At 73.1% G+C, this 22,515-nt stretch carries 15 protein-coding genes and 1 riboswitch; of the genes, 12 read left to right on the plus strand and 3 right to left on the minus strand.

Translation table 11 applies throughout. The features are described 5' to 3' along the window. Positions 1 to 149: 149 nt before the first annotated feature. From ABZW18_RS01070 to ABZW18_RS01080, 3 genes are all read right to left on the minus strand, one after another. Complete coding sequence (locus ABZW18_RS01070) at positions 150 to 1,547, minus strand: hypothetical protein (RefSeq protein ID WP_356180238.1); 1,398 nt, start codon at positions 1,545 to 1,547, stop codon at positions 150 to 152. Positions 1,548 to 2,338: 791 nt separating this feature from the next. Then, complete coding sequence (locus tag ABZW18_RS01075; protein WP_356180241.1) at positions 2,339 to 3,466, minus strand: alpha/beta fold hydrolase; 1,128 nt, start codon at positions 3,464 to 3,466, stop codon at positions 2,339 to 2,341. 84 nt (positions 3,467 to 3,550) lie between these two features. After that, a complete protein-coding gene (locus ABZW18_RS01080; RefSeq protein ID WP_356180243.1) occupies positions 3,551 to 4,222 on the minus strand; it encodes a class II aldolase/adducin family protein in 672 nt (223 codons plus the stop codon). 228 nt (positions 4,223 to 4,450) lie between these two features. On the opposite strand from ABZW18_RS01080, the gene ABZW18_RS01085 reads away from it, so the two are divergent. From ABZW18_RS01085 to cobJ, 12 genes are all read left to right on the plus strand, one after another. Then, a complete protein-coding gene (locus ABZW18_RS01085) occupies positions 4,451 to 5,194 on the plus strand; it encodes a lysozyme (RefSeq protein WP_356180246.1) in 744 nt (247 codons plus the stop codon). A gap of 171 nt (positions 5,195 to 5,365) precedes the next feature. Next, positions 5,366 to 6,649 carry an inorganic phosphate transporter gene (locus tag ABZW18_RS01090; protein ID WP_356180249.1) on the plus strand — a complete coding sequence of 428 codons (1,284 nt, stop codon included), beginning with the start codon at positions 5,366 to 5,368 and terminating at the stop codon, positions 6,647 to 6,649. Between the two features lie 35 nt (positions 6,650 to 6,684). Then, a complete protein-coding gene (locus ABZW18_RS01095; RefSeq protein WP_356180251.1) occupies positions 6,685 to 6,936 on the plus strand; it encodes a hypothetical protein in 252 nt (83 codons plus the stop codon). Positions 6,937 to 7,210: 274 nt separating this feature from the next. Further along, positions 7,211 to 7,342, plus strand: a riboswitch (cobalamin riboswitch). 238 nt (positions 7,343 to 7,580) lie between these two features. Beyond that, positions 7,581 to 8,612, plus strand: coding sequence for a cobalamin biosynthesis protein (locus ABZW18_RS01100; protein ID WP_356180254.1), 1,032 nt, complete (start codon positions 7,581 to 7,583; stop codon positions 8,610 to 8,612). Then, positions 8,609 to 10,234, plus strand: coding sequence for a cobyric acid synthase (locus ABZW18_RS01105; protein ID WP_356180257.1), 1,626 nt, complete (start codon positions 8,609 to 8,611; stop codon positions 10,232 to 10,234). Before ABZW18_RS01100 ends, ABZW18_RS01105 begins: the two co-directional genes overlap by 4 nt. Beyond that, entirely contained in the window at positions 10,231 to 13,995 is a 3,765-nt protein-coding gene (gene cobN, locus ABZW18_RS01110; protein WP_356180260.1) for a cobaltochelatase subunit CobN, read from the plus strand. The genes ABZW18_RS01105 and cobN overlap by 4 nt, the downstream gene beginning before the upstream one ends. A 104-nt stretch (positions 13,996 to 14,099) precedes the next feature. Further along, positions 14,100 to 16,358 carry a magnesium chelatase subunit D family protein gene (locus ABZW18_RS01115; RefSeq protein WP_356180597.1) on the plus strand — a complete coding sequence of 753 codons (2,259 nt, stop codon included), beginning with the start codon at positions 14,100 to 14,102 and terminating at the stop codon, positions 16,356 to 16,358. Next, positions 16,358 to 16,954, plus strand: a complete 597-nt coding sequence (cobO, locus tag ABZW18_RS01120; RefSeq protein ID WP_356180263.1) for a cob(I)yrinic acid a,c-diamide adenosyltransferase — start codon at positions 16,358 to 16,360, stop codon at positions 16,952 to 16,954. Before ABZW18_RS01115 ends, cobO begins: the two co-directional genes overlap by 1 nt. Positions 16,955 to 17,067: 113 nt before the next feature. Next, on the plus strand, positions 17,068 to 18,450 hold the full coding sequence (locus ABZW18_RS01125; protein ID WP_356180266.1) for a cobyrinate a,c-diamide synthase: 1,383 nt from the start codon (positions 17,068 to 17,070) through the stop codon (positions 18,448 to 18,450). Then, positions 18,447 to 19,193, plus strand: a complete 747-nt coding sequence (gene cobI, locus ABZW18_RS01130) for a precorrin-2 C(20)-methyltransferase (RefSeq protein ID WP_356180269.1) — start codon at positions 18,447 to 18,449, stop codon at positions 19,191 to 19,193. The genes ABZW18_RS01125 and cobI overlap by 4 nt, the downstream gene beginning before the upstream one ends. Before the next feature lie 89 nt (positions 19,194 to 19,282). Further along, positions 19,283 to 20,116 carry a precorrin-4 C(11)-methyltransferase gene (cobM, locus tag ABZW18_RS01135; RefSeq protein WP_356180271.1) on the plus strand — a complete coding sequence of 278 codons (834 nt, stop codon included), beginning with the start codon at positions 19,283 to 19,285 and terminating at the stop codon, positions 20,114 to 20,116. A 312-nt stretch (positions 20,117 to 20,428) separates the two neighbouring features. Then, positions 20,429 to 22,420, plus strand: coding sequence for a precorrin-3B C(17)-methyltransferase (cobJ, locus tag ABZW18_RS01140; protein ID WP_356180273.1), 1,992 nt, complete (start codon positions 20,429 to 20,431; stop codon positions 22,418 to 22,420). Positions 22,421 to 22,515: the final 95 nt, after the last annotated feature.

Below are 22,515 nucleotides of genomic sequence, written 5' to 3' on the forward strand. Positions count from 1 at the left end.
CCCGTCCGGCGTGTCGCACCTGTCCTGCCCCTGCCGCGGCGCTCGGACCACGGCGCTCCCCGAGCATCTGCTACCGCACGCTGTTCAGGGCGGGATGTCCAGGGCAGGCACGGCAGTTGCGGAAGCCGTGCCCGTCCGCGTCACGCCCTTCAGACGCCTCCGGTGTGCACCTGGAAGGCCGCCCGGCGCACGGCCTTGGCGAGTGCCGGGTCGGGATGGGCGGCTGCCAGGGCGACGAGTACCTGCACGGTGCGGGGATGGCCGACGGCGCGTACCTCGTCGAGCAGCGCCGGGACGGTGCCCTGCACCGCGGAGTCGAGGTGGCGCACCAGCAGCGGGCCCTCACCGTGGTCGGCGACGGCGGCCGCGGTGTCGATCCACAGCCAGGTGGCCTCCTGGCGGGTGAGCACCTCCAGCGTGTCCTCCGGGTCCCCGCCTTCCTGCTCGGCCAGCCACAGGAGGGCGTACGGCCGCAGGCCGGGCTCCTCGACCACGGTCCGTACAGCCGGTTCGGCGGGGGCGCCGACCACCCGCAGCGCCTCGAAGGCGAGACCGCGCAGCAGCGCGTCGTCTCCGCGTGCGGTGTCCAGGAGTTCGTGGACAGCGCTGCCGACCGGCCGCGCTGCCAGCCACGCCCGGTACTCGTCCCGGGCGGGGCCCGGTGTGAGGCGGGCACAGCCGCGCAGCATGTCCTCGGCGGATCGCTCGATGTTACCCGCGGGGCTCTGCGCGGCGACGCAGATCTGTTCGAGCTTGACCCAAACGGCCCAGTTTCCGAGCGGAGTGAGTGTGGCCTGGCCCTCGCCGAGGGTCAGGGCCCCGACGGAGGCGAGGGCGTCGAGCACCCAGTCCAGCAGGGCGGCGGGGGGAGGCCCGTCGGCGGCAGACGGCTCCGGGCCCGGGGCGTCGTCCGGGCCGTACGGGACCTCGCAGCGCTCGGTGCGCAGTTCGGCGACTCGCTGTTCGAGCATGTCCATCAGCGCGGACACCAGGACGGGCCCGGCCGAGAGCTGTAGCAGCGAGAGGAGTTGGGGTACGGCCTCGACGACCTCCCCGACGGCGGCCGGGGCGAACGCGGCGGGCGCCGGGCGTGCGAGCGACCAGGCGTCGAAGAGCGCGACCCAGCCGCGCAGGGCGGCGCTGTCGTCACGGTCCCAGGCCTGCAGACGCCAGCCGGGGCGCGCCGTGTCGCCGTGCAGCTCGACGAGCCCGGCGAGCCGCGCGCGGTCCCAGTCGGCCCGCACCTGGCGGGGGGTCAGCCGCAGCCGGGCCGCGGCCCTTTCGGCCGCTTCGTCGCAGAGGGCCCCGGTGCACCCGGGCCCCAGCCGGGCGCCGCGGCCCTGTTCGGCATCGGCCCAGCGGGCAATCCGTACGGCGTCGGCGAGGCCTTCTCGCGCCTGCCGCGCCAGTTCCGCGCGGGGCGGCGTGCCCGCGGGCGGGCGCGGCGCAGGTCGGGCACGCCGGTTGGTCACGGCTCGGCCGGCGGCGGCGATCGGTCGTCGGGGAACAAGGCGGAGCCGGGAGTCGCGCGGAGTACGGGACGTCACGGGAGCAGTCTTCCCGCTGGCGGCCCGAAAGCCCAATCGGAATCCGTGCGCACGCGTTCCCCGACAGCTGCCGTCTCAGGACGCGAGCTCTCCGGGGACAGGCCGGATGCGTGCGGCGGCCGACGGAAGGGGCGGCGGACCAGCGGCGTTACCACCGCGCACCTGCGCGGCGCGGGCGAGGAGCGGGCCCGGAACGGACGTGTCCCAGCGCACCGAGGCGGGGACCGGCTCGGTACGGACCCGGCACGGACCGGCCGGCGCGAGCACGCCACACGCGCCCGGGACGGACGGTGCGAACGTGTCCTCTCGCACCGACGCGGTGCGGACGAATCCCCCCGCGCACGCCCCCTCGCGGACCTTTGCGAACCCGGCACGGACCGACTGGCTCGGGCACCTGCACCACGCGTGGGGGCGGACGCGAAAAACAGGCTCGGCGTAGACCCGGGGCACCGTGTCGGCTGGGGTATGCGGCGCTTGCCCGGCACACAAAGCACGGTGCCGGGGCCGGCGAACGCACGGTGCGGCCCGGCGCAGGCGCGGAGCGGACCCGTACAGACTCGGTCGGCACGGGGCCCGGCACACACGCGCGCGGCCACGACACAGGCAGCGTGTGGACGTAACCCGGGCACAGTGCCCGCGTCACGCGCGAGGCTCCGGTGCGGCGCAAGTGCCAGTGCGGGCGTGACGCGGCGCGCCACGCACGGGCCCCGCGGCACGAGCATTGCTGCACACGTACGAAGCCGGTGCGGCGCAGGTGCGGGCGGTGCGGTACCGGTGCGGGGGTGGGCCGGTTACATCAAGGGTGTCAGGAAGCGGCGCAGCGCCTCCTCGTAGCCCTCCGGGTCCGCGTTCCACATCGCCGCGTGCGGTGCCCGCTCGACCGTGTGCAGGGTGACCAGATCGGGGCGGCGGTCCGCGAGTGCGCGGGAGGCGGCCCAGGGGGCGATGCTGTCGTCCGGGCCGTGCAGGACGAGGGCGGGTACGGCCAGCCGGTCGGGATCCGGCACCTCGGCGAAGTTTCCGGCGTCCAGTCCTGTGCGGCCCTGCGCGGCACGTACGGCCAGCGGCAGAAGCGCGCGGGGCGTGCCGTCGGCAACGGCCAGGGCCCGTACGGTCGCACGCCAGTCGAGGACCGGCGAGTCCAGCACGATGCCGCTGATCCGCGGTCGCAGCGCGGACCGCTCGGCGGCGTGCAGCGCCATGGTGGCGCCCGTCGACCAGCCGTACAGCACGACGGTCTCTGCGCCGTACCGCACCGCGTAGCGGATGGCCGCGTCGAGGTCGTGCCACTCGGTATTGCCCAGGTGCCCGATGCCGTCCGGGAGGCGCGGGGCTCCCAGGTCTCCCCGGTAGGCGAGGTCCAGTACCGGAAACCGCTGCTCCGCGAGGAAGGGCATGACGACCATGGGATGTTCGCGGCCGGTGCCCAGCCCGTGGACGGTGATCACCCAGGTCTCGCGGGCGCCGGGCACGAACCAGGCGGGCAGCGCGCCGAGTTCGCCGGGGATGTCCACATCTGCGTGGTCCAGGCCGAGCGCGTCGCGCGGGTTGCCGATGTACACCTGCGGGGTGAGCCACAGCCGGGCACCCGGCTCGAGCGTGCCGTGCGTGACGAGTTCGAGGCGGCGCACGACCGAGTCCGCGGGGTGCGGGGCGTTCTCGATGACGGGCCCGACGATCGCGTGGGTGTCCCCGCCTGTCAGCCCGTACGTTCCCGGGCGCAGCGACGCGAGGCTGCGGGTCAGAGTGACCTGGCCTGCCGCGGTGGCGTGGACGGTGAGCTTGGGGTCGCTCGGCAGCGGGCGGATGCGCGAGGGCTTGAGGGCAGCGTCGCTGACGTACCGCCCGGCCGCCACCGCGGCCACGCCGGCACCCAGCACGGTGGTGGCGGCCGCGGCCGCCGCTGTACGCAGGCGCATCCTTTCCAGTGTGGGCGTGCGGGGGCCCCGCGGCCAGCGGGCGGCAGCGGCCGGGTGACCGCCCGCGGGGCGGCAGCGGCGGCGTCAGTTCTGTCGGCCGTAGCCGCGGAGCTTCTCCTCGACGTCGCGGAGTTGACCGCGCGACAGCAGGCTGGGGGCGTGTCCGGGTACGGCCCGGGCGGCAAGCCAGACCTGGCACATCCACTCCAGCTGTGCGGTGCGGTCGTACGCCTGCGCGAGTGTGCTGCCGTACGCCACGGCGCCGTGGTTCTGGAGCAGGCAGCCGCTGCGGTCGCGGAGCGCCTGCAGCATGTTCTCCGCCAACTCCTCGCTGCCGTAGAGGGCGTAGCGGGCGACGCGTACGGGGCCGCCGAGCGCCGCCGCCATGTAGTGGATGAGCGGGAGTTCGGGGACGAGTGCGGAGACGGCCGTGGCGTGCACGGCGTGGGTGTGCACAACGGCCGCGGCCGGGGTGTTGCGGTAGACGGCCAGATGCATCGGCAGCTCGCTGGTGGGCTTCAGCTCGCCGAGAATCTGCCGGCCGTCGAGGCCGACGCCGACCGCGTCCTGCGGGGTGAGCCGGTCGTACGGCACTCCGGTCGGGGTGACGAGCACGGTCTCTCCGACGCGCACGGACACATTGCCCGAGGTGCCGACGACCAGGCCGTCGGCGACGGTCCGCCGCGCGGTGGCGACGAGGTCGGCCCAGGCCTGCGCCAAGGGTTGCGACGGTTCCACGGGCTCTACGGGCTCCACGGGGGCTCGCTCCTCCATGCCCTCACCTCCGGACCGATCCTGGCAGCCCTGGCGTGCCGGTGGCGAACTTCCGCACCACGGGAACCGCGGGGCGGAGGCATCCACCATTTGACCCTTATGCCCGGGTTAGTGACACGCTGATCGCTATTGCCGAATATCACATGTTTTTGATGGTTCTTCGAGTAGTCTCAGGGCGATTTGTCATGCCCGTCGCCACCGGGGGACATCATGGCTCGTGACCGAACACCTCTACGACTACGACGCCGACGGCGGCTGCTGGCAGTCGCCGTCGCCACACTCACCCTCGGCGGGGCAGCCCTCGCCGAGATCCCGGCCTCCGCCGCCACGAAGCCGCGCGGCCACGACGTGTCCTCCCACCAGGGGAATGTCGACTGGTCGAAGGCGAAGAGCAAAGGCGCGAAGTTCGTCTACGTGAAGGCCACCGAGTCCACCACCTACCGCAACCCCTACTTCGCGCAGCAGTACACCGGTTCGTTCAAGGCCGGGCTGCTGCACGGGGCGTACCACTTCGCCCTGCCGCACAGGTCCTCGGGCAAGACCCAGGCCAGGTACTTCGTGAAGCACGGCGGCAACTGGAGCCGGGACGGCCGGACGCTGCCGCCCGCGGTGGACCTGGAGAACAATCCGTACGGCTCGAGGTGCTACGGCCTGAGCAGGACGAGGATGGTCAGCTGGATCAGGTCGTTCAGCAACGAGGTGAAGCGGAAGACCGGCCGACGGCCGGTGATCTACACGACAGCCCGTTGGTGGAACGACTGCACCGGGCGGAGCAAGGCCTTCGGCCACAATCACGCGCTGTGGCTGGCGCGCTGGGGCTCGTCGCCGGGGAGTCTGCCGGCGGGCTGGTCGTACTGGTCCTTCTGGCAGCGGAGCAACTCGGGCTCACTGCCGGGCGACCAGGACACCTGGAACGGGTCGTTGAAGCAGCTCAAACGGTTTGCCCGCGGCTGAATCCCCGCGGCCTGCATCCAGGCCGCGGGACACCCGGAGGTCGAGCCCCGCGGTGCCGCCGCTCAGCACCGCCGAACAGCGGCACCGCAAAGCCCCCTTGAGTTCACCTTCCGTTCACTCAATATCCCTACGTTCGCCGTGCACTGACCATCGAGCTGATTGCCTGGGTGAATGGAACACATCACGCTTCTCATCGGGATCGTGATCATCACGGCCTTGGTGTTCGACTTTACGAACGGCTTCCACGACACCGCCAACGCCATGGCCACCACCATCTCCACCGGGGCGCTCCGGCCCAAGACCGCGGTGGCGATGTCGGCGGGCCTGAACCTGATCGGCGCGTTCCTCTCCATTGAGGTGGCCAGGACCATCTCCGGCGGCATCATCGACGAGAGTTCCGGTATCCGGCCCGAAGTGATCTTCGCGGGCCTTGTCGGCGCAATCATCTGGAACCTTCTGACCTGGCTGGCGGGCCTCCCCTCCAGCTCCTCGCACGCGCTCTTCGGCGGCCTCATCGGCGCGACCGTCGCGTCTGTCGGCATCGGCGCCGTCAACGCCGACGCGGTCGTCATGAAGGTCCTGATCCCGGCAGTGGCCGCGCCTCTCGTCGCCGGGCTCGCCGCCATGGCCGCGACCCGGCTCACCTACCGGATCGCCCGGAACCGGGACGAGAAGGACACCGCCAAGGGCTACCGCGCCGGGCAGATCGCCTCGGCTGCACTGGTCTCGCTGGCCCACGGCACCAACGACGCGCAGAAGACCATGGGTGTGATCACCCTGGCTCTCATCTCCGGCGGCGTGGTCGCCCCACAGGCCGACCCTCCGACGTGGGTGATCGTCTCGGCCGCCGTGGCCATCGCGCTCGGTACGTACCTGGGCGGCTGGCGGATCATCCGCACCATGGGCAGGGGCCTCACCGACATCCAGCCGCCGCAGGGCTTCGCCGCCCAGACCGGCGCCGCGACCGTCATCCTCGCCTCCTCGCACCTCGGCTTCGCGCTCTCCACCACCCAGGTCTGCTCCGGCTCGGTCATGGGCTCCGGCCTGGGCCGCAAGGGCGGGTTGGTCCGCTGGTCCACGGCCGGCCGCATGGTCGCCGCGTGGGGGCTCACCTTGCCTGCCGCCGGTCTTGTCGCGGCGGCCGCCGCACTGCTGGCGGGCCTGGGCAATTGGGGCGTCGCCGCCGTCGCGGTCCTCGCGCTCGCCGCGTGCGGCACGATCTGGTGGTTCGCCCGCCGCAATGCGGTGGACCACACCAACGTCAATGAGGACGGGACCGCGGAGCCGGTCGGCGTCATCACGGCCGGCCTTCGGACCGTCGCCCCGCCGCAGTCCCGCGGCGCCGCGCACTCCGCCGGCTCCGCGCCCGCTTCCACCGCCGAGGCCGAGCCCGCTGCCCTCGCCGGCGACACGGCCGACCCGCACCAGCCCGCCACCGTCAAGGCCACGGCCTAGCCCAGGCCTGAGTCCGGATAAGGAAAGCAACCGCCATGGACATCGACTGGGCAGCACTCGGCCAGGTCTTCGGCGTCAGCCTCGTGGTGACCGTCGGGATCGTGGGCCTGTTCACCCTTGGGATCGTCGGCATCTCCCGCAAGCAGCAGGGCCTGCCGCAGCCGGACGGCACGGCGGCCGTGGCCGCGACCGCCGGCGCCACATCGCTCGCGCGCACCGGGGCGTACGCCTGCTTCGGGCTGTGCGTTGCCGCCGTCGCCTACGGGATCCATCTGATCGTCGCCTGACCGCGGGACGTCCCACCGCACCACGGGGCCGGAGTGCCGAACGGCGCTCCGGCCCCGCGGTGCTGTTGGACCACCGGCCGCCCGGACGGCCCGGCGTCGGTCACTGACCGAGCCGACTTTTCGATTCTTCGATCAGCACTTTCCGGCTCGGAGCCGACTCGACGCGGCGATCCGGCCCGTGTGTGGGCCTTCGCACACTCTCCCGTCGCAGGTCAAAGGCAAGTTGACGGGCTCCCCGGGGCGTGGTGGACTGCCGGAGCCAAACGGCGGCAGGAGAGGAAGCCGGTGCGAATCCGGCGCGGTCCCGCCACTGTCACCGGGGAGCGCTCCCCCACCCGAGAAGTCACGGCCCGTACAGACGGGTTGGAAGGCCGGGGGATGCGCCGATCCGGGAGCCAGGAGACTCTCACCGCCGGCTACGTCGAACCAGGGCGCGGACCCTGAGTGAGGACATGTCGCCATGCCCGGCCGCCGCCGTACACCCCATCCGTCCCCAGGGCATGTTTCAGGAGCCCCCTCCGGCCCACGATGCTCCTCCGCCATCCGTACGGGTGATGGGGCTGCCCCCGGGTCCGGGCGGACGGTGCGCAGGGTGGACCATGCACCCGTGCCACCCCGCCGAGGCGTGACGGCGATCTGATCCGATGCGTACCGATCACGCCTTCGCGTGCGGTGCCGCCCTCGGCTTCGCCGGCGACCTCGTCGCGGGCGATCCGCGGCGCGGGCACCCCGTGGCCGCCTTCGGACGGGCCGCGGCGGCCGTGGAGCGCCGGCTGTGGCGCGACCACCGCGGATCCGGCGCGCTGCACACCGCGCTGTGCGTGGGCGGCGCGGTGGCCGTGGCGGCCGGACTGACCCGCGCCGTACGCCACTCCCCCGCCGCCGTCGTATCGCTGACCGCCGCCGCCACGTGGGCCGTACTGGGGGGCGCGTCGCTGGGCCGTGAGGCGCGCGCCGTGGGAAGTGCGCTGTCCGCCGGGGACGTCGAGGTGGCCCGGGAGCGGCTGCCGCACCTGTGCGGCCGGGACCCGTACGCCCTGGACGAGCAGCAGATCGCGCGCGCCGTCGTGGAGTCCGTCGCCGAGAACACCTCGGACGCGGTGGTGGGTGCGCTGGTCTGGGGCGGCGTCGCGGGCGTGCCGGGCCTGGTCGGCTTCCGCGCGGTCAACACCCTCGACGCGATGGTCGGTCACCGGTCGCCGCGCCACCTGCGCTTCGGCTGGGCCGCGGCCCGGCTCGACGACGTACTGGGCTTCCCCGGCTCACGGCTCACCGCCGCCCTCACGGTGCTGGCCGGGCCGGATCCGCGCGGCTCCTGGCGTGTACTGCGCCGCGACGCGCGCAAGCACCCCAGCCCGAACGCCGGACCGGTCGAATCGGCATTCGCCGGCGCGCTCGGAGTCCGGCTCGGCGGCACCCTCGCGTACGCGGGCCGGACCGAACACCGGCCCGTACTCGGCGCGGAGAACCGGCCGGTGGCCTCAGCGGACATCGACCGTGCGGTGCGGCTGTCGCAGCGCGTCGGCGCGGCCGCACTGGGCGTCTGCCTGGCCGGACGCCTGCTGTGCGGCGCACTGAGCGCGCGGCGGGCGCGGCGTACGGCGTGGGGCGGCGCCGCTGCCGTACGGGACCCGGGTGCCCGGCTCGTTCCGGGCGCAGGGAAGGGGAAGCGATGAGTGGCACGAGAGGCGGAAGCCGCCCCGGTGGCGGGCTGTTGGTCGCCGGCACCACCTCGGACGCGGGGAAGAGTGTGGTCACTGCGGGCATCTGCCGGTGGCTCGCCCGCAAGGGCATCTCCGTCGCACCGTTCAAGGCCCAGAACATGTCGCTGAATTCGTTTGTGACGCGCGAGGGCGCGGAGATCGGCCGGGCGCAGGCCATGCAGGCGGCGGCCGCGCGGATCGAGCCGACGGCGCTGATGAATCCCGTGCTGCTCAAGCCGGGCGGCGACCGCAGCAGTCAGGTCGTGCTGCTGGGCAAGCCGGTCGGTGAGATGAGCGCTCGCGGGTACTTCGGGGAAGTCGTGGCCCCGGGGAAGGCGCCGTCGGCCGCGGCGGCCGGGCGGGCGGAGCCGTACGCGAGCCGCCAGGAGGAGCTGCTCGGGACCGTGGTGGCGTGCCTGGAGGAGTTGCGGGGCACGTATGACGCGGTGATCTGTGAGGGGGCCGGAAGCCCGGCGGAGATCAATCTGCGGCGGACGGACATCGTGAACATGGGCCTGGCGCGGGCTGCGCGGCTGCCGGTGGTCGTGGTGGGCGATATCGACCGCGGGGGCGTCTTCGCTTCCTTCTTCGGTACCACGGCGCTGCTGAGCCGCGAGGACCAGTCGCTCGTCGCCGGGTATCTGGTCAACAAGTTCCGGGGGGATGTGTCGCTGCTGGAGCCGGGGCTGGAGATGCTGCACGGGCTCACCGGTCGGCGGACCTTCGGCGTACTGCCGTACGCGCACGGGCTCGGCATCGACGAGGAGGACGGGCTGCGGTCGTCCTTCGGAACAGGAGCCGGCGGCGCCCCGGCCGTCGCGCCGCCGCACGGCGAGGACGTGCTGCGGATCGCCGTCGTCGCTGTGCCCCTGATGTCGAACTTCACGGACGTGGACGCGCTGGCCGCCGAACCGGGCGTGGTGGTGCGGTTCGTGGACCGGCCGGAGGAACTGGTCGACGCGGATCTCGTCGTACTTCCGGGGACCCGCGGCACGGTGCGGGCGCTGCGGTGGCTGACCGGGAACGGGATCGCGGACGCGGTCGCGCGGCGGGCCGCGGAGGGCCGACCGGTGCTGGGCATCTGCGGCGGCTTCCAGATACTGGGCGAACGCATCGAGGACGACGTCGAGTCACGGGCGGGGACCGTGGACGGGCTGGGACTGCTGCCCGTACGCGTCCGGTTCGCGGCCGGGAAGACCCTGGCGCGGCCGGTGGGCGAGGCTCTCGGGGAACCGGTGCAGGGATACGAGATCCACCACGGTGTGGCCGAGGTGGGGGCGGCGGACGAACCGTTCATTACCGACGGACAGGGAAATGGCCTCGACGGCTGCCGGAAGGGCGCGGTCTGGGGCACCCACTGGCACGGCTCGCTGGAGTGCGACGGCTTCAGGAGAGCCTTTCTGCGCCGGGTGGCCGAAGCGGCTGGGCGCCGCTTCGTACCGGCGCCGGACACGTCGTTCGGTGAGCTGCGCGAGGAGCAGCTGGACCGGCTGGGCGACCTGATCGAAGAACACGCGGATACCGACGCGCTGATGCGCTTGATCGAGGCCGGACCACCGTCCGGTCTCCCCTTCGTTGCCCCGGGAGCACCGTGAGCACTGTCCTGCTGCTTTCCACCGCCGATACCGACCTGCTGGCGGCGCGTGCCTCCGGCGCCCCGTACCGGATCGGCAACCCGACGCGGGTGGACGTCGCCGAGGAACTGCCCGCACTGCTCGACGGCGCGAGCCTCGCCGTCGTGCGCCTGCTGGGTGGCAAACGCGCCTGGGAGGACGGGCTGGCGGCGCTGCGCGCGTCCGGCGTTCCCACCGTGCTGCTGGGCGGCGAGTCCGTGCCGGACGCGGAGTTGATGGCCGAGTCGTCGGTCCCGGCCGGTGTCGTGGCCGAGGCGCTGCGCTATCTGGTCGAGGGCGGCCCGTCGAACCTCGCGGAGCTGGCGCGGTTCCTGTCCGACACCGTCCTGATGAGCGGCGAAGGCTTCGAACCGCCGCGGGAGATGCCCGCGTACGGGGTCCACGGGGAGCGCGCGCAGGATCCCTCGCGCCCCACGGTCGGGGTGCTCTTCTACCGGGCGCACCAGCTGTCCGGGAACACCGCGTTCGTGGATGTGCTGTGCGACGCCGTCGAGGCGCGGGGCGCCAATGCGCTGCCGGTGTACTGCGGTTCGCTGCGCGACGCCGACCCGGAGCTCTTCGAGCTGCTGGGGCGGGCGGACGCGATCGTCGCCACCGTGCTGGCGGCGGGCGGCACGCGCGCGAGCGACGCCTCGGCCGGTGGCGATGACGAGGCCTGGGACGTGGGCGCTCTCGCGGAGCTCGATGTGCCGGTGCTCCAAGGGCTCTGTCTGACCTCCTCGCGGGCCGCGTGGGAGAAGTCGGACGCGGCGCTGTCGCCGATGGACGCGGCCATGCAGGTGGCGATTCCGGAGTTCGACGGCCGGCTGATCACCGTGCCCTTCTCCTTCAAGGAGCCGGGCGAGGACGACGTACCGGTGTATGTCGCCGATCCCGAGCGGGCGGCGCGGGTCGCCGGAATCGCCGTACGTCACGCGCAGTTGCGGCACACCCCGAACGCCGGGAAGAAGGTCGGGATCGTCTTCACCGCGTATCCGACCAAGCACGCCCGGGTCGGCAACGCGGTCGGTCTCGACACCCCCGCGTCGGCGGTGCGGCTGCTCGACGCGCTCCGCGAGGCGGGGTACGAGCTGGGCCCGCGCGACGGCGAACCGGATGTCACCGTCCCGGACAACGGCGACGAGTTGATCCACCGGCTCATCGCCGCGGGCGGTCACGACGTCGAGTGGCTGACCGAGGAGCAGCTCGCGGCGGCACCCGCGCGCGTGCCGCTGGCCGATTACCAGCAGTGGTTCGACCGGCTCGAACCCGAGCTCCGTGACGGGATGCTGGAGCACTGGGGCGAACCGCCGGGCTCGCTGTACGTCGACGGTGACGAGATCGTGCTGGCCTCGCTCCGGTTCGGCAATGTCGTGGTGATGATCCAGCCGCCGCGCGGCTTCGGGGAGAACCCGATCGCCATCTACCACGACCCGGACATGCCGCCCTCGCACCATTATCTGGCCGCCTACCGCTGGCTGGAGAACACCTACGGGGCCGATGCCGTGGTCCATATGGGCAAGCACGGCACCATGGAGTGGCTGCCGGGCAAGGGCCTGGGGCTGTCGGCGTCCTGCGGACCGGACGCCGTTCTCGGCGAACTGCCGCTGATCTACCCGTTCATCGTCAACGACCCCGGCGAGGGCACCCAGGCCAAGCGCCGGGGGCACGCGACCGTGGTCGACCATCTGGTGCCGCCGATGGCGCGCGCCGACACGTACGGGGACCTGGCCAAGCTCGAGCAACTGCTCGACGAGTACGCGCTGGTCAGCGATCTCGACCCGACCAAGGCCCCGGTCGTGAGAGCCCAGATCTGGACACTGGTGAAGGCGGCAGAGCTCCACCACGACCTGCATGTGGACGAGCAGCCGGACGACGACGCCTTCGACGAGTTCGTCATGCACATCGACGGCTACCTGTGCGAGATCAAGGATGTGCAGATCCGCGACGGTCTGCACATCCTGGGTGGCGGACCGGTCGACGAGGCCCGGGTCAACCTGGTGCTCGCCGTGCTGCGCGCCTCGCAGGTGTGGGGCGGCAAGGCGGACGCGCTGCCGGGTCTGCGGGCCGCTCTCGCCGAGCGGTTCGGGCTGGTGGAGAAGGAGCTGCTGGCGGAGCCGGGTGCGGCGGTGAAGGTGCCGGTGGAACTGACCGAATTGGTGGACCGCCCGCTCCTCGCCCGCTCCGGGGACGGCGGCGGCGACGGTGGCGGTGGCGGTGGCGGTGGCAGCGAGGGCCTGTCGCGTACGGGCAGTCCTTCCCGTACGGGCGCGGACGCCATCGATCTGCTGGAGCAGCTGTGCCGGCGGCTCGCGGAGGGCATGGAGGAGCTCGGCTGGGACGCCGCGGCTGTGCCCGGCCTGGTGTCCGAGGTCCTGGGCGGGCAGGAACTGCCGGAGGCTGCAGCCGTACTGGAGTTCGCGTGCCAGGAGGTCGTACCGCGGCTGAGCCGTACGACGGACGAGATCGGCAACGTGCTGCACGCGCTGAACGGCGGCTACATCCCGGCAGGGCCGTCCGGCTCGCCGACACGCGGCCTGGTCAATGTGCTGCCGACCGGCCGCAACTTCTACTCCGTCGACCCCAAGGCCATTCCGTCCCGGCTGTCCTGGGAGGTGGGCCAGTCGCTCGCCGACTCGCTGATCGCGCGCTATCTGGCCGACACGGGCGACTACCCGAAGTCCGTGGGCCTGACCGTTTGGGGCACCTCGGCGATGCGCACCCAGGGCGACGACATCGCCGAGATCCTGGCGCTGCTGGGCTGCCGTCCGGTGTGGGACGACGCCTCGCGCCGGGTGACCGGTTTCGAGATCGTGTCCGTGGAGGAACTGGGTCGGCCTCGGGTCGATGTGACCGTCCGCATCTCCGGCTTCTTCCGGGACGCCTTCCCGCATGTGGTCGCGCTGATCGACGACGCCGTCCGGGCGGTGGCCGAGCTGGACGAGCCGGCCGACGCCAACTACGTACGGGCGCACGCCGATGAGGACACCGCGGAGCACGGCGACCGGCGACGGGCCACGGCCCGTATCTTCGGCTCCAAGCCGGGCGCGTACGGGGCCGGGCTGCTGCCGCTCATCGACGCCCGCAACTGGCGCTCGGACGCCGACCTGGCCGAGGTGTACGCGGTGTGGGGCGGCTACGCGTACGGGCGCGGGCTGGACGGCCGGGCCGCGCGCGGGGACATGGAGACGGCCTTCCGCCGTATCCAGATCGCCGCCAAGAACATCGACACCCGCGAGCACGATCTCGTCGACGCGGACGACTACTTCCAGTACCACGGCGGCATGGTCGCCATGGTCCGGCACCTCACCGGCGATTCCCCCGAGGCGTACGTCGGCGACAGCGCGGTGCCCGACCAGGTGAAGACCCGGACGCTGGGCGAGGAGACGCACCGGGTCTTCCGGGCCAGGGTGGTCAACCCGCGGTGGATGGCGGCAATGCGCCGGCACGGCTACAAGGGCGCCTTCGAGATGGCCGCAACGGTCGACTATCTGTTCGGCTATGACGCGACGGCGGGTGTGGTCGACGACTGGATGTACGAGAAGTTGTCGGCGGAGTACGTCTTCGACCCGGAGAACCGGCAGTTCATGGAGAAGTCCAACCCCTGGGCGCTGCGCGGCATCGCCGAGCGGCTGCTGGAGGCCGCGGACCGGGGCCTGTGGGCCGAGCCGGACCCCGCGACCCTGGAGCAGCTCCGCGCGACCTATCTGCAGCTCGAGGGCGACCTGGAGGGCGACGCATGACGACCACGACGACCACGACAGATCCGGCGCATCCAGCGCGTCCCACGGGGCCGGGGCGTCCGGCGAGCGCGGTCCCGAGCTATCCCTTCACCGCGATCGTGGGCATGGACGACCTGCGGCTGGGACTGCTGCTGAACGCGGTCTCCCCGGCCGTCGGCGGTGTGCTGGTGCGCGGAGAGAAGGGCACGGCCAAGTCGACGGCGGTCCGCGCGCTGGCGGCGCTGATGCCTTCCGTGGACGTCGTACCGGGCTGCCGCTTCTCCTGCGACCCGGCCACCGCGGACCCGGCGTGCCCGGACGGGCCGCACGAGCCGGGCCCGGGAGTCTCCCGTGCCGCCCGGACGGTCGAACTGCCGGTCGGCGCCTCGGAGGACCGGCTGGTCGGAGCGCTGGACATCGAGCGGGCGCTGTCGGAGGGCAAGAAGGCGTTCGAGCCGGGTCTGCTCGCGGACGCGCACCGCGGCGTGCTGTACGTGGACGAGGTCAATCTGCTCCACGACCACCTGGTGGACCTGCTGCTCGACGCGGCCGCGATGGGTGCGTCGTACGTGGAGCGCGAGGGCGTCTCGGTGCGGCACGCCGCCCGCTTCCTGCTCGTCGGCACGATGAACCCGGAGGAGGGCGAGCTGCGGCCGCAGTTGCTCGACCGGTTCGGGCTCACGGTCGAGGTCGCGGCCTCGCGCGAGCCGGACCAGCGGGTGGAGGTCGTACGGCGGCGGCTCGCGTACGACGAGGACCCCGCCGCCTTCGCGGGCCGCTGGGCGGCCGAGGAACAGGCCCTGCGGGAGCGGATCGCGACGGCGCGTGCGCTGCTTCCGTCGGTGCGGCTCGGGGACGGGGCGCTCCGGCAGATCGCGGCGGTGTGCGCGGCGTTCGAAGTGGACGGGATGCGCGCGGACATCGTGACGGCGCGGACGGCGACGGCGCTGGCCGCGTGGGCGGGGCGTACGGAGGTGCTCGCGGAGGACGTGCGGCAGGCGGCCCTGCTGGCGCTGCCGCACCGGCGGCGGCGCAACCCTTTCGACGCACCGGGGCTGGACGAGGACAAGCTGGACGACACGCTGGAGGAGTTCGGCGGCGGGGACGACGATCCGGATCCGGACGGTCCGGGTGGCCCCGACGGCGGCGGCCCCGACGGGCAGCCGACGCAGGACGGCCAGGACGGCCAGGACTTCCAGGACTTCCAGGACGGGGCCCCTCCGTCCGGCTCCCCGGAGCGGTCCGCTGCTCCGTCCGTCCCCGGGACCCGCGCGGAAGCGGACGGGGAGGCGGATCGCGACGGCGATCCGGAGGGTACGGCGGAGGAGCCGGCGCAGGACACGGCCGGGGGGCCTCGGCCACGCGCGCGTGGCACGTCGTCCGACGCCGATGCGACCGAGGACGGGGAGGCGGCGTCCGGCGCGGACAGCGAGCAGAGCGCTGTCGGAGCGGCCGAGCCGTTCCGGACGCGGATGCTGAGCGTGCCGGGACTGGGCGAGGGCGCGGCCGGGCGGCGCTCCCGGGCGCGTACGGCACATGGGCGCACGACGGGGGCGCGCAGGCCCCAGGGCGCGCTGACGAAGCTGCACTTGGCGGCCACCGTGCAGGCCGCCGCGCCGCATCAGCACGCACGCGGCCGCCGGGGTCCGGGGCTGGTCGTGCGCCGGGACGATCTGCGGCAGGCCGTACGGGAGGGCCGCGAGGGGAACCTCGTGCTGTTCGTGGTGGACGCCTCCGGTTCGATGGCGGCCCGCCAGCGGATGACCGCAGTCAAGGGCGCTGTGCTGTCGCTGCTGCTCGACGCGTATCAGCGGCGGGACAAGGTGGGGCTCGTGACCTTCCGGGGGTCGGAGGCCGCACTGGCGCTGCCTCCGACCTCGTCGGTCGAAGCGGGTGCGGCCCGGCTGGAGAAGCTGCCGACCGGCGGCCGTACGCCGCTTGCGGCCGGGCTGCTGAAGGCGCGCGAAGTGCTGCGGATCGAACGGCTGCGGGACCCCTCAAGGCGGCCGCTGCTGGTTGTGGTGACCGACGGCAGGGCGACGGCCGCGGGCTCGGGCGGCCCGGTGACGGGCCGTGGCGGTCGGAGCGCGGTGATGGGCGCGGCGGCCCGCTCCGGGCAGTCGGGCGCTTCAGCAGCTTCAGCACCGGAGGCCGGAACGCAGCCGCGGGATCCCTTCGCACAGGCGCAGCGCGCGGCGCGGCTGCTCGCCGCCGAGGGCACCGCGTCGGTGGTGGTGGACTGTGAGTCCGGACCGGTACGGCTGGGTATGGCGGGCTCCCTCGCCGCGGGTCTGGGCGGGACGGCAGTGACCTTGGACGAGTTGCGCGCGGACAGTGTCGCGGCGCTGGTCCGTGATGTGCAGGGACCGAGGAGGGCCGCGTAGTGCCGCAGGGGAAGCCGAGTGTCGTACCGGACGACGGGCTGACGACGCGTCAGCGAAGGAACCGGGCGCTGATCATCGTGCACACGGGGGTGGGCAAGGGGAAGTCGACCGCGGCGTTCGGGCTGGCGCTGCGGGCATGGAACCAGAACTGGCCGGTCGGTGTATTTCAGTTTGTAAAGTCCGCGAAGTGGCGGGTCGGCGAGGAGCGGGCGCTGCGCGTCCTCGGCGACTCGGGTGAAGGGGGGACCGTCGCATGGCACAAGATGGGCGAGGGCTGGTCCTGGGTCCAGCGCGACATCGAGTCGAGCGAGGAGGCCGCGAAGGAGGGCTGGGAGCAGGTCAAGCGCGACCTGACCGCGGAGACATACCGGCTGTACGTGCTGGACGAGTTCGCGTATCCGATGCAGTGGGGCTGGATCGACACCGACGAGGTGGTGTCGGTACTGCGGGACCGCCCGGGCACGCAGCATGTCGTCATCACGGGACGTAACGCTCCGGAGAAGCTGGTCGAGGTCGCCGATCTCGTTACCGATATGTCCAAGGTCAAGCACCCGATGGACGCCGGGCAGAAGGGCCAGAAGGGCATCGAATGGTGATACCCTCCTCCGCTTCGTCGGCTGCCACCGGATCCTGCGCCTCGTCCTCCGCTTCACCTGGTTCATCTGCTTCGACAGCCTCCTCCGTTTCCTCCGCTTCTCTGCCGCGGCTGGTGATTGCCGCGCCTGCCTCCGGCAGCGGCAAGACGACTGTGGCGACAGGTCTGATGGCGGCTTTCGCGGAGCGAGGCCTGGCCGTGTCGCCGCACAAGGTCGGGCCGGACTACATCGACCCGGGCTACCACGCGCTGGCCACGGGGCGGCCGGGCCGCAATCTGGACGCGTATCTGTGCGGGCCGGAGCAGATCGCACCGCTCGCCCTGCACGGTGCGGCCGGTGCGGATCTGGCCGTGGTCGAGGGCGTGATGGGCCTCTACGACGGGGCGGCGGGGCAGGGGGAGCTGGCCTCGACGGCGCAGGTCGCGAAGCTTCTGCGGGCACCGGTGGTGCTGGTGGTCGACGCGTCCTCGCAGTCCCGCTCGGTGGCGGCGCTGGTGCACGGATTCGCCTCCTGGGACCCGGAGGTGCGCATCGGCGGGGTGATCCTCAACAAGGTGGGCTCGGAGCGGCACGAGGAGCTGCTGCGGGAGGCGCTGGACGAATCGGGCGTACCGGTGCTGGGCGCCTTGGGCCGGGCAGACCGGATCGGCACGCCGTCCCGGCATCTGGGCCTGGTACCGGTGGCCGAGCGCCGCACGGAGGCTGTCGAGGCGGTACGGGCCATGGCCGCACAGATACGGGCTCGGTGCGACCTCGATGCCTTGCTCTCGCTGGCCCGCAGCGCACCACGGCTGTCCGCCGCCGCGTGGGACCCCGCGGCGGAACTGGAGGAACCGCACGGCGGAGCGAACCTGCTGGCCGCGACGGGGAGTGCTGCTCCCGGCCGCACGGGCTCCCGGCCGGTGGTCGCGGTCGCGGGTGGTTCCGCCTTCACCTTCTCCTATGCGGAGCATGCGGAGTTGCTGGGTGCGGCGGGAGCGGAGGTGGTCACCTTTGACCCGTTGCGGGACGAGGAACTGCCGGAAGGGACCGCCGGGTTGGTGATCGGTGGCGGCTTCCCGGAGGTGTACGCACCGGAGCTGTCGGCGAACGGGCGGCTCCGCAAGGCCGTTGCCGAGCTGGCGGCCTCGGGCGCACCGGTGGCGGCCGAGTGTGCGGGACTGCTGTATCTGGCGCGGTCGCTGGACGGCAGGCCGATGTGCGGCGTGCTGGATGCCGAGGCACGGATGTCGGAGCGGCTCACCCTCGGCTACCGCGAGGCCGTGGCGGTCTCGGACAGTGTCCTGGCGCCGGCCGGGACCCGCCTGCACGGCCATGAGTTCCACCGTACGGCGCTCGAACCGGGCGCCGGGCCGGCGCCCGCGTGGGGACTCGTGCGCCCGGAGCGGCGCGTCGAAGGGTTCGTTCAAGGGGGCGTGCACGCCTCGTATGTCCATGTGCACTGGGCTGCCGCACCGGGCACGGCCCGCAGGTTCGTCGAGAGGTGTGAGGCATGACCAGTCTTCCGGACGTGTCCAGACTGATAGGAGTCGGGGTCGGCCCCGGCGATCCGGAGCTGGTCACGGTCAAGGGTGTGAACGCGCTACGGGAAGCCGACGCCGTAGTCGTCCCCGTCATGGAGGACGGCGGCACGGGTCGTGCCGAGGCGACCGTGCTGCACTACACCGAGCCGGCGAAGGTGGTCCGGGTGGTCTTCGCGTTGAACGAGCGGAGCGACAGAGCCCGCCGCGAGGCCGCGTGGGACGCGGCGGGCGAGCGGGTGGCCGAACTGCTGCGCACGCACGGCACGGTGGCGTTCGCGACCATCGGTGACCCCAATGTGTACTCGACCTTCACCTATCTCGCGCAGACCGTCGGCGAGCTGGTTCCGGGGCTGGTCGTCGAGACGGTGCCCGGCATCACCGCGATGCAGGACCTCGCCGCACGAAGCGGGGCGGTGCTCACCGAGGGCACGGAGCCACTGACGCTGGTCCCGGTGACCGCCGGGGCGGCCGTCCTCAAGGACGCCCTGGAGGGGCCGGGGACGGTCGTGGCGTACAAGTTCGGCCGGCTGGCGGGCGACGTGGCGTCCGCGCTGCGCGCGACCGGCCGTACGGACGGCGCGGTGTGGGGCTCGGCGCTCGGGCTGCCGGAGGAGTCGATCCGGCCTGCCGACGAGCTGGAGTCCGGCCCGCTGCCCTATCTGTCGACGCTGATCGCGCCCGCGCGGCGGGACGGCGGACGGGGAGGAAAGCTGTGAGCCCTGCGCCGCCCGCTTGATCCGACGCCTCCCCCGCCGGGCCGCTGCCCGCCCCCTCAGACGTTTCCGCACCCGAGAGGACCCATCCCATGCCCGCTGAGACCATCGGCAAGGTAACCTTCGTCGGCGCCGGCCCGGGCGCCGCCGACCTGCTGACCTTCCGTGCGGCCCGTGCCATCGCCGAGGCGGACGTCGTGATCTGGGCGGCCAGCCTGGTGCAGGCGGAGGTGCTGGAGCACGCCCGCGAGGGCGTGGAGATCCTGGATTCCGCGACGATGTCGCTCGAGGACGTGCTCGTCGTCTACCGGCGGGCCGTACAGGACGGGCTGCTCGTGGCCCGCATCCACTCCGGTGACCCCGCGCTGTGGGGCGGAACCCAGGAGCAGTTGGACCGCTGCGTGGAGCTGGGCCTGGATGTCGAGGTCGTACCCGGTGTGTCGTCGTTCTCGGCGGTCGCGGCCATAGCGCAGCGGGAGTTGACGATTCCCGAGGTCGCCCAGTCGGTGATCCTCACCCGTCTGGGCGGTGGGAAGACCCCGATGCCGCCCGGTGAGGAGGTACGGGAGTTCGCCCGGCACGGCACGACCATGGCGGTCTTCCTGTCGGCCGCCCGCTCGGGACAGCTCGCTGTGGAACTGCTGGAGGGCGGCTACCCGGCCGACACCCCCGTCCTCATCGCTCACCAGGCGACCTGGCCGGAGGAGCTCGTGCTGCGGTGCACGATCGGCACGCTGGAGGAGACCGTCAAGGAGCACAAGCTCTGGAAGCACACGCTCTTTCTGGTGGGACCGGCGCTGTCCGCCTCCGGCACCCGCTCGCACCTCTACCACCCGGGTCACTTCCACGGCTTCCGCCGAGCCGACCCCGCCTCCCGCCGGGCGCTGCGCGCCGCGACACAGGCCGCGGATCAGACCGGTGGCTGACCCGGACCGCGGGCAGCGGCCTACGACCGCCGGCCACACACCATGGGGAGCCACCACGGCCCATCGCCCGCCCGAGAGGCGGCAGCGTCCCACGGCCACCGCCCGAGCCGTCCGTGGCGCGGTTCCTTACGCCAACACGCAGTCCCCGAGGCGGCGGACGGCGTGCGACGCGCACCGTGTGCTGCCGCAGTCGTCCCGTCTCGCACCGCTGCCCGACCGGGTGCCCCCGCTCGGGGCGGCCCATCCCCACTGCGTGCTGTGGGGCGTCCGCGGCGCCGCGGGCACCTCCACCGGAATCGAAGGAGCACCCTCTTGATCGGCCTGATTTCCGCCACCGCGGCGGGCAACGCCGCCCGCGACCGGCTGGCCGCCGCCTGGCCCGACCGTACGCGGATCTACGGCGGTCCGGTGCGGGAAGCCGTGGAGCGCGCCTTCGCGGAGTGCGGGCAACTCGTGTGCTTCCTGGCGACGGGCGCGGTCGTACGGCTCGTCGCCCCCCTGCTCGCGGGCAAGGACACGGACCCGGGTGTCGTATGCGTCGACGAGGCACAGCAGCACGCGGTGGCTCTGCTGGGCGGCCACGGCGGCGGAGCGAACGCCCTGGCCTCGGCGGTCTCCGAGGTGCTTCCGGGCTGTCGGCCGGTGGTGACGACGGCGACGGACGCGGTGGACCTGCCCGGTCTCGACACGCTGGGCTGGCCGGTTGAGGGCGCGGTGGCCGCGGTGACCCGGGCCGTTCTGGACGGCTCGCCGGTCGCCCTCCGCGCGGACGCGCAGTGGCCGCTTCCCGCTCTGCCGACGCATGTGGCTCCGCCGCCACCGGGCTCGCGGTCGCAGGCACCGTCCCCCGGAACGGGCGAGGGTGGCGCGACGGACGCCCCGCCGACAACTCCCGCAGGCACCGGCGGCAGGGCGGAGGCCACCGGCCCCGACAGCGCATCGGCTCTGCCGAACTCCGCGCGAGCGGCCGGAGCCACTTCCCCGGCGGAGTCCGGGGCCGGGAACGGGGTCGGGACCGAGCGCGGGGCCGGGACCGAGCGCGGGGCCGGGACCGAGTCCAGGAGCGGGGCCGCGGCTGGGACCGGGCGCGAGGCCGTGACCCAGTCCAGGAGCGGGGCGGAGCTGTGGGTCACCGACCGTACCGTGCCCCTCGGCGAGGACTGCGCCGTGCTGCGTCCCCCGTCGCTTGTCGTCGGAGTCGGGGCCAGCCGCGGAGTCGGCACCGCCGAAGTGCTCGGCCTCGTACGGGAATCACTGGCCGCGGCGGGGCTGTCGGACCGTTCCGTCACCGAGTTGGCGACCGTCGACGCCAAGGCCGACGAGGAGGGGCTGACAGCGGCGGCGGAGCAGCTCGGAGTGGTGTTGAGGACGTATCCGGCGGACGCCCTTGCCGCGGTCGGCGTGCCCAATCCCTCCGGGGCACCCCTCGCCGCCGTCGGAACGCCGTCCGTCGCCGAGGCCGCAGCCCTGCTGGCCGCGGGCCCGGGCGCCGAACTGGTCGTCGACAAGCGGAAGTCCACGCCCGAGGGCCGCCCGGCGATGGCCACCGCGGCCGTCGCCCGCCGCCGCCCGCGCGGCCGGCTCGCCGTGGTCGGGCTCGGGCCGGGCGCCCGCGACCTGCTCACGCCGCGGGCCCGCGAGGAGCTGCGCCGCGCCTCGACCGTCGTCGGCCTCGACCAGTACGTGGACCAGATCCGCGATCTGCTGCGGCCCGGAACGCGCGTCCTGGAGTCGGGACTCGGCGCGGAGGAGGAGCGAGCACGTACGGCCGTCGCAGAGGCGCGGGCGGGACATGCCGTCGCGCTGATCGGCAGCGGGGACGCGGGGGTGTACGCGATGGCCTCGCCCGCGCTCGCCGAGGCCTCGGACGACATCGATGTGGTCGGCGTCCCGGGTGTGACGGCGGCACTGGCAGCCGCGGCGATCCTGGGCGCACCGCTCGGCCACGACCATGTGTCGATCAGCCTCTCCGACCTGCACACCCCGTGGGAGGTCATCGAACGGCGGGTCCGGGCCGCGGCCGAGGCGGACATCGTGGTGACGTTCTACAACCCGCGCAGCCGGGGCCGCGACTGGCAGCTGCCGAAGGCCCTGGACATCCTCGCCGAGCACCGCGAGAAGACGACACCCGTCGGCGTCGTGCGGAACGCGTCCCGCGCGGACGAGAGCAGCCGGCTGACCACGCTCGCCGAACTCGACCCGGCGACGGTCGACATGATGACCGTCGTGGTCGTCGGCAATACGGCGGCCCGCCGCATCGCCGGACGTATGGTGACGCCCCGCGGCTACCGGTGGCAGAGTTGAAGCCGCCGCACGCCCGGAGCCGGTGCGCAGCCGGACCGAGCCGCCGTCATGGGCTGCGCCGAGGCCCACGGCAGCCCGGCCCTCTCACGACGTGC

The sequence above is a fragment of the Streptomyces sp. NPDC004647 genome, from assembly GCF_040609575.1.
Lineage (GTDB): Bacteria > Actinomycetota > Actinomycetes > Streptomycetales > Streptomycetaceae > Streptomyces.